This is a genomic window from Pseudoalteromonas sp. AOP7-A1-14 (assembly GCF_052376275.1).
Taxonomy (GTDB): Bacteria; Pseudomonadota; Gammaproteobacteria; order Enterobacterales; family Alteromonadaceae; genus Pseudoalteromonas.
Map to the genome: position 1 here is coordinate 23,306 of NZ_JBQSVO010000031.1, position 7,617 is coordinate 30,922.

Genomic DNA, 7,617 nt, shown 5'->3' on the forward strand with positions numbered 1-7,617 from the left:
TATAGACAAAATGCCCTCTGATCAGTATAACTATATCCTTATAAAGCGTTTTTTAAAGTGAATTAAAACCATTCCATATGACCAGTACACAACTAAAATTAACTAGCAGCGTATTGATATTCTTATGACTCTAAAAGGTTCCTCATTATGACTTTGCTCTGGATACCCTTGCTATCCTTGATAGGCAGTGTTATTTCCTCATGCACCAGTAAGCTATCGCGTAATAAAAGTACCGGGCTAACTATGTTGGCGCCGTTATTAGCATTAGCTATTGCGTTATACCATACTCCCGCCATTTTTGATGGTGAAGTGATCCGTTATACCATGCAATGGATCCCTGCTCTGGGCATAGAAATAGCATTTCGACTCGACGGCTTAACCTTATTGTTTCTGTACATGATCCTTGGGATTGGTATTTTAGTAATATTTTACTCGCGTTATTATTTAAGTAATGATGACTCAATGGCAAAGCTATTTTGCTATTTAATGCTGTTTATGACCGCGATGATCGGCATTGTGATGTCTAACAATGTGATTCAGCTTTGGTTATTTTGGGAATTAACCAGTATCAGCTCGTTTTTACTCATCAGTTATTGGTGGCACAAATCTGAAGCTCGCAAGGGCGCGCGTATGGCGCTGGCAATCACCGGCGCTGGCGGTCTAGCGCTACTTGGTGGTTTGCTGTTACTTGGTGATATAGTTGGTAGCTACAACCTTGATGTTATTTTAGCCAGCAAAGCACTTATCCAATCCCATGACTTATACGAGCTTGCTCTGGTATTAGTATTGTTGGGTGCTTTTACTAAGTCAGCGCAATTTCCTTTTCACTTTTGGTTACCTCATGCGATGGCCGCACCGACACCTGTTAGTGCTTACTTACACTCTGCCACAATGGTAAAAGCAGGTATCTTTTTACTGGCGCGGATGTATCCGGCACTGGCCGGCACTGAAATTTGGTTTTTATTAGTGGCCTTAACGGGTCTGGCTACCTTATTAGTGGGTGCCTATATTGCCTTATTTAAACACGACTTGAAGGGATTACTCGCGTATTCGACCATCAGTCATTTAGGGTTAATTACTTTATTACTTGGTTTAGACACCGAACTTGCCACTGTTGCGGCGATATTCCATATTATTAATCATGCCACGTTTAAAGCGTCGTTATTTATGGCAACGGGTATTATTGACCATGAAACTGGTACCCGCGATATGCGTAAACTTAACGGTATGTGGCGATTTATGCCTTATACCGCAACGCTTGCTATGGTGGCGGCCGCGGCTATGGCTGGCGTACCATTATTAAATGGTTTCTTATCAAAAGAAATGTTTTTTGCCGAAACGCTGCATCAGCAAGTACTTGGTTCAATGTCGTGGTTAATTCCGGTATTAGCGACCGTTGCGGGTGCATTAGCGGTGGCTTATTCTGCGCGCTTTATTCACGACGTATTCTTTAACGGCGACCCAATAGATCTTCCTAAGCAGCCTCATGAGCCGCCGCGTTATATGCGTGTACCAATCGAAATATTAGTGGTGTTGTGTATTTTAGTGGGTATCTTCCCAGGTTTTGCTGTGAGTGACATTTTAGCTGCCGCCTCACTTGCGGTACTTGGTGAAAGTAAACCAGAATATACATTATCAGTGTGGCATGGTTTTAATTTACCGCTAATGATGAGCTTGATTGCTACGTGCTGCGGGTTATTGATTTACGTGCAGCGTAAACATTTGTTTAAGTTTCAGGCATCACTTCCTAATTTTAATGCTAAGAAAAGTTTTGAGAAAGGCTTATATGCACTTATTCATTGGTGCCAAGGTAAAGTTAAGCATATTGAAAATGGCTCGCTACAACGTTATTTATTTTTAATGTTGTTAGTGGTGTTATTTGCAGCAGGTTGGCCGTTATTTGAAATGCATCAGCTAGCTGGAAGAAGCGAATTAACCCCTGTCGATTTTCATAATGCGATTGGCGCAGGCTTATTGATCATTGGTGCATTTGCGACCGTTATTTGGCATCGTGCCAGAATGATTTCGTTATTAATGATCTCTATTGTTGGTTTAATGGTATCGATTGTGTTTACCCGTTTTTCAGCACCTGACTTAGCCCTGACTCAGTTAACCGTTGAAGTAGTTACCGTTATTTTACTTATGTTGGCACTGTTCTTTTTACCACAGCGTACACCCAAAGAGTCGAGCTCGTTACGCATGCTACGTGACATCGGCTTTTCTGGAGCGATTGGTGTAGTCGTAGCCAGTATTTGCTATGCGTTATTAACGCGTCCGCTTGAGTCAATTTCACAGTTTTTTGTTGCTAACGCTAAAACCGGCGGCGGAGGTACTAACGTGGTAAACGTTATCCTTGTTGACTTTAGGGGATTTGATACCTTGGGCGAAATTACCGTACTAGGTATAGCCGCATTAGGTATTTATAAGTTACTGGTGAAATTACCGTTATTTATGCCGGGCAGTGACGGAGAAGGGCGTCCTTGGGCGCGTGAGCGTCATCCTATATTGCTTGCTAGTATCTCGCAGAGTTTACTGCCGTTGGCACTATTAGTGTCTGCCTATATATTCTTACGGGGTCATAATTTACCCGGCGGTGGCTTTATTGCAGGACTGGTGACATCTATTGCCTTTATTTTACAGTATATGGCACATGGCTCTATTTGGATTTCAGAGCGCTTTGATGTGAACTACCGTAAAATTATTGCTTCGGGCATCGCTATTGCCCTGTTTACAGGCGTTGGTAGTTGGTTCTTCGATAAACCATTTTTAACCACTTGGTTTGATTATTTTGCAATTCCATGGATTGGTAAAACCGAACTTGCCAGTGCCATTGTGTTTGATTTAGGTGTGTACTTAACGGTTGTTGGTGCAACCTTGATGATCTTAGCGACGCTCGGTAAGTTAACAGCCGAGACACCCAAGCAAGAGGTAAATATTTAATGGAAGTATTGTATGCATCCTGTGTTGGGGTATTAGTTGCGTGTGGTATTTATTTAATTTTACGCGCACGAACTTTTCCCGTAGTTTTAGGGCTTACTATGCTCTCTTATGCGGTTAACTTATTTTTGTTTTCTGCTGGGCGCTTAACAATTAACAAAGCTGTGGTACTAGGCACAAACTCCGATTATGCCGATCCGTTACCGCAAGCTTTAGTGTTAACGGCTATCGTTATTGGCTTTGCTATGACCGCTTTTGTAGTGATATTAGCTATTCGTGGTCGAGGTGATTTAGGAAACGACCATGTTGATGGCCATGTGGTTAAGCCTGATAGCAAGGAGTCAAAATGATCCAACATTTAGCTTCATTGCCAATTTTGCTACCGATGTTAGCAGGAATTATTTTACTTTTACCGCCATGTGGTAAAAGCGTCACTATTCGCCGTTATGCGTCAGTGATCATGGCATTAATTACCTTAGCCGCCAGTATATTATTGCTTATTGAAGTCAATAGCAGTGGGGTGGTGGTTTATGCCATAGGTAACTGGAGTGCACCTTTTGGTATTGTACTGGTTGCCGATAAATTAGCGAATCTGCTGGTACTGTTAACCTCTTTTTTAGGTTTAATGGTGGTTTTATATAGTTGTGCGGGTGACGACGAGCAAGGTAGCTTTTTTCATCCTTTAGTGCACTTTTTAGTACTTGGGGTTAATGGCGCATTTTTGACTGGCGACTTATTTAACCTATTTGTATTTTTTGAAGTGTTACTTATTGCTTCTTACGCACTATTAATGCACGCCGGTGATAAACAAAATACTCGTGCAGCGCTCCATTACGTAATACTTAATTTAGTCGGTTCGAGTGTGTTTTTGATTGCCTTAGGTACGCTCTATGGGGTACTTGGTACGCTAAATATTGCTGATATGGCGCAGAAAATGCCGACGCTGACAGGTGATGATATTTTCTTAGCAAAAATTGGTGGCTTGTTATTACTGATTGTTTTTGCTCTCAAAGGGGCGTTATTGCCATTACATTTATGGCTACCTAACACTTATAGTAGTGCTATGCCGGTAGTTGCAGCTTTATTTGCCATTATGACCAAAGTTGGTGTATACGCGATGTTACGTGTGTATACGGTTATTTTTGGTGACGAAGCCGGGTATTTATCGCACATGGTACAGCCGTGGCTATGGGGCTTAGCGCTCGCGACCATTATTATTGGTGCGATAGGAGTGTTAGCCAGCCAGGATTTTCGCCGTTTAATTGCAAACTCTGTGATTATTTCAGTCGGTACGTTAGTGGCGTTAATCGCCATTCAAAACGAAACTGCCACAGCGGCCTTATTGTATTATTTAGTGCACTCAACATTAGTTTGCGCGGTGCTATTTTTAATTGCTGATTTAATTTCGCGCCAGCGTGGTAAAGTCAGTGATAGGCTTGTTGCAGGTAGGGCCGTTGCCCAGCCGTTTTTATTGGGTATTTGCTTTTTAGTTGCAGCACTCGCGGTTATTGGTATGCCGCCATTATCAGGCTTTATCGGTAAAATATGGATTTTGAAAACGACCTTAAATAGTGAACAAGCGTTGTGGTTTTGGCCCATCTATTTATTAGCGAGTTTAGCGTTATTGGTGGCGTTATCACGCGCCGGTACTAGTTTGTTTTGGGATCGCACGCAAAAAGGGGGTGATCCACTAGACGGTGTTAATGCACATCCACTGCAAGTGATCGCAATAATTACTTTACTTGCCTGTTCACCTTTAATGGTCGTATTTGCCGGCCCAATTAGTGACTATATGTTAGCGACGGCCGCGCAATTACATGATATTAGTGGTGGTATTAACAACGTATTGCACAGGGGGCAATAAGATGCGTTTAGAGTCTCGTTTTCGTTGGTTGCCTACGCCTTTTCGCAGCGTACTATTGTTTGTTGTGTGGTTATTATTAAATAACAGTGTGTCTCCTGGGCATTTAGTATTAGCGGCCTTTTTTGCGATTACTATTCCGTGGATCACTTTTCCATTTCGTGAGCCACAACCGTTAATTCTTCGTCCAACCTTAGCCCTTAAACAACTAGTTGTAGTACTTTTAGATATTGTTACGGCTAATGTTCAGGTTGCCTTATTGATCATTGGCCCGGTAAAAAAATTGCGACCTGGTTTTGTTAAAATCCCTTTAGATTTGAAGCATGAGATACCTATTACTATTTTGGCAAGTACGGTATCACTCACACCTGGTACAGTGAGCGCTGAAGTGTATCCGATTCATGAGTCACTTGCAGATGATGACTTTACCACACCGCGTTTTTTATTAATTCATGTGCTTGATTTAGCCGATGAAGAAGCGCTCATCAAGGATATAAAAAAACGCTATGAAGCTCCCTTAAAGGAGATTTTCGGATGTTAGAAATCGTCTTTTTAATCGTTTTTTCGATGATAGGTATTTCGCTATTGCTAAATTTATGGCGTTTACTGGTTGGGCCCTCTGTACCCGACCGTATTTTAGCCCTTGATACAATGTATATTAATAGTATTGCGCTAATTATTTTATATGGCATGAGCATGGGCACTGGGCTTTACTTTGAAGCTGCACTACTTATTGCCATGCTAGGCTTTGTCAGTACCGTTGCGTTATGTAAGTATTTACTACGCGGCGACATAATAGAATAAAAGCTGGGGATAACTGATGTTAAGTGAATGGGTAGTTTCAATTTTTTTATTAATCGGTGGCACATTTATTTTAATCGGCTCTATTGGCCTAATTAAAATGCCTGATTTTTTTATGCGTTTGCACGGCCCAACAAAAGCGACCACATTGGGCATGGCAAGCGTATTAATAGCGGCAATGGTTTACTTTAGTAACAGCCAAGATGGGGTGAGTGTCAAAGAGGTTTTGATCTCGATCTTTTTATTGATCACAGCACCAATCAGCGGTTATATGTTAATTAAGTCCGCTATTCATCATAAGCTAAAAGCTAAAGATGGCACTAAAGGTCTTGATAAGATTAAAGACGATTAGTGTTGCGTTGTTTTTACTAACTATATAAAAGCCGAGTGATTAATTTTACTCGGTTTTTTGCTTTTAGGCTCAGATATACAATACAAAAAGCATATTAAGAGCTTATTAAAAGGGGGTAAGTCACGTATCAGTTGTATGTAAGCTCTGCTGTAGAATATATGTAAATGCCTCTTTGTAACTTTCGAATAAATAGCATTTGCTTTAAATTGTTTGGTAATAACCAACCGCTAATACTTAATAACTTCAAATTATTACGCCATTTGGCAACAAAACTGCCTTTTTTAAGATGCCCCCCTCAAACTTTATAATAAAACAATATGAAAACTAACTTTAGTACTTAATATCAGTTGGTTAGAGTATTTATTTGGATTAAAAAAATACCTACTTTTTATATGTTCAGAGTAGGTTTATGCTGATGATGACTAAAAATATTACTTTTGTCGTCTTTCTACAAAGTGTGTGTCTTGTTTATAAGTTTTAACCTATTGATTTATAATGTTTTATATTTTTATCATAAATGGCTGTTGCTAAAAAGCAACATAAGCTCAGTCTATTTGCTTCTGGTTTTATGAAAATCCTAGCTAAGTGATTGTTTTAAATTACTTTTAAAAACATGGCATCGAAGTTGTAATACCTAACCTGTATTTAGCAAAAACATCGTAAAAGGCTTTAAGCCTAATCGCATAACCCAATGAAGGAATTACATGATGAATACATTTAAATCAACGCTGGTATTAATGGCTTTAGCTTCTTCATCAACGGCTTTTGCAGCAACAGATTTTGACACTTTTGACACAGATGGCGATGGCGTAATTAGCCAAGCTGAGGCATCAATTGACAGTGAACTCATGAGTCAGTTTACAGAGCTTGATACCGACCAAAACGGCGAACTGTCAGAAGATGAGTTTTCTAAGGCGTAAGCCTTACAAGGTTTATGCTCTGCGATATTACTTAAATTCTGAGTTGCCAAAGACAACCTAATTAGGCAAGGAGCCTATTAAAGAGAATAACCAGGATGTGGCGAGTACCGCAGAGCAAATTTTTAGTTAAAGCACGGAAATTATTTAAGGATTAAATTATGATAAAGCTGCAATCTATTCTTGTACTTACAGCCTTGGTTTCATCATCAGTCGTATTTGCAAACACTGATTTTGAGACACCTAATTTAGACGATAATGTATCAATTAGCCAATCAGAAACATCGGTAGCTGAGTCATTTGAACAACTTAAAAATATGGATGTTCATAGGCGTGATGGTTTTACAGAAAATGATTTTTTTGAATATTAATTTTGCTTTTCCTTTGGCTCTTAAAGGATTTTTAAAAAAGACTTTTATCTCTAATCAGGTTAAAAACCTAAGGAATTAATTATGAAAACACTAAATAAAACACTAGCACTTGTAGCACTTGTGTCTTCTTCAGCTGCTTTTGCTGCGGTTGACTTTGCTTCTTTTGATGCAGACGGTGACGGCGTCATTTCTCAAAGCGAAGCGCAAGTAAATCAGCAGTTGGTGCAGATATTTGATGATTTAGATGTAGATGGAAATGGTGAGCTTTCTAAAGAAGAATTCTCAAAAGTTCAATAAATAAGTAAAGACTTAAGCCATGTGGCTTTAGCTAAAAAATCATACTCACAAAGCAGCTTAGTAGTTAATACTTAGCTGCTT

The 7,617-nt window shown here is 39.8% G+C and carries 9 protein-coding genes; all 9 read left to right on the forward strand.

Features of this window, described 5'->3' with window-relative positions; genetic code table 11:
* Positions 1-147: 147 nt before the first annotated feature.
* Positions 148-2,940, forward strand: coding sequence for a monovalent cation/H+ antiporter subunit A (locus ACT3RM_RS07200; RefSeq protein WP_441835979.1), 2,793 nt, complete (start codon positions 148-150; stop codon positions 2,938-2,940).
* Positions 2,940-3,287, forward strand: coding sequence for a Na+/H+ antiporter subunit C (locus ACT3RM_RS07205; RefSeq protein ID WP_441835978.1), 348 nt, complete (start codon positions 2,940-2,942; stop codon positions 3,285-3,287). The genes ACT3RM_RS07200 and ACT3RM_RS07205 overlap by 1 nt, the downstream gene beginning before the upstream one ends.
* Positions 3,284-4,801 (forward strand): monovalent cation/H+ antiporter subunit D, encoded by a 1,518-nt coding sequence (locus ACT3RM_RS07210; RefSeq protein ID WP_441835977.1) that lies wholly within the window; start codon positions 3,284-3,286, stop codon positions 4,799-4,801. The genes ACT3RM_RS07205 and ACT3RM_RS07210 overlap by 4 nt, the downstream gene beginning before the upstream one ends.
* Before the next feature lies 1 nt (position 4,802).
* The gene (locus ACT3RM_RS07215) at positions 4,803-5,339 is read left to right on the forward strand and encodes a Na+/H+ antiporter subunit E (RefSeq protein WP_441835976.1); all 537 of its coding nucleotides are present in this window, start codon (positions 4,803-4,805) and stop codon (positions 5,337-5,339) included.
* Entirely contained in the window at positions 5,333-5,602 is a 270-nt protein-coding gene (locus ACT3RM_RS07220; RefSeq protein ID WP_441835975.1) for a K+/H+ antiporter subunit F, read from the forward strand. The genes ACT3RM_RS07215 and ACT3RM_RS07220 overlap by 7 nt, the downstream gene beginning before the upstream one ends.
* Positions 5,603-5,618: 16 nt before the next feature.
* A complete protein-coding gene (locus ACT3RM_RS07225; RefSeq protein ID WP_441835974.1) occupies positions 5,619-5,951 on the forward strand; it encodes a Na+/H+ antiporter subunit G in 333 nt (110 codons plus the stop codon).
* 707 nt (positions 5,952-6,658) lie between these two features.
* Complete coding sequence (locus ACT3RM_RS07230; RefSeq protein WP_441994730.1) at positions 6,659-6,871, forward strand: EF-hand domain-containing protein; 213 nt, start codon at positions 6,659-6,661, stop codon at positions 6,869-6,871.
* Between the two features lie 158 nt (positions 6,872-7,029).
* Entirely contained in the window at positions 7,030-7,239 is a 210-nt protein-coding gene (locus tag ACT3RM_RS07235; protein ID WP_441993728.1) for a calmodulin, read from the forward strand.
* A gap of 81 nt (positions 7,240-7,320) precedes the next feature.
* Positions 7,321-7,536 (forward strand): EF-hand domain-containing protein, encoded by a 216-nt coding sequence (locus tag ACT3RM_RS07240; protein WP_441993729.1) that lies wholly within the window; start codon positions 7,321-7,323, stop codon positions 7,534-7,536.
* The last annotated feature ends 81 nt before the right edge of the window (positions 7,537-7,617 follow it).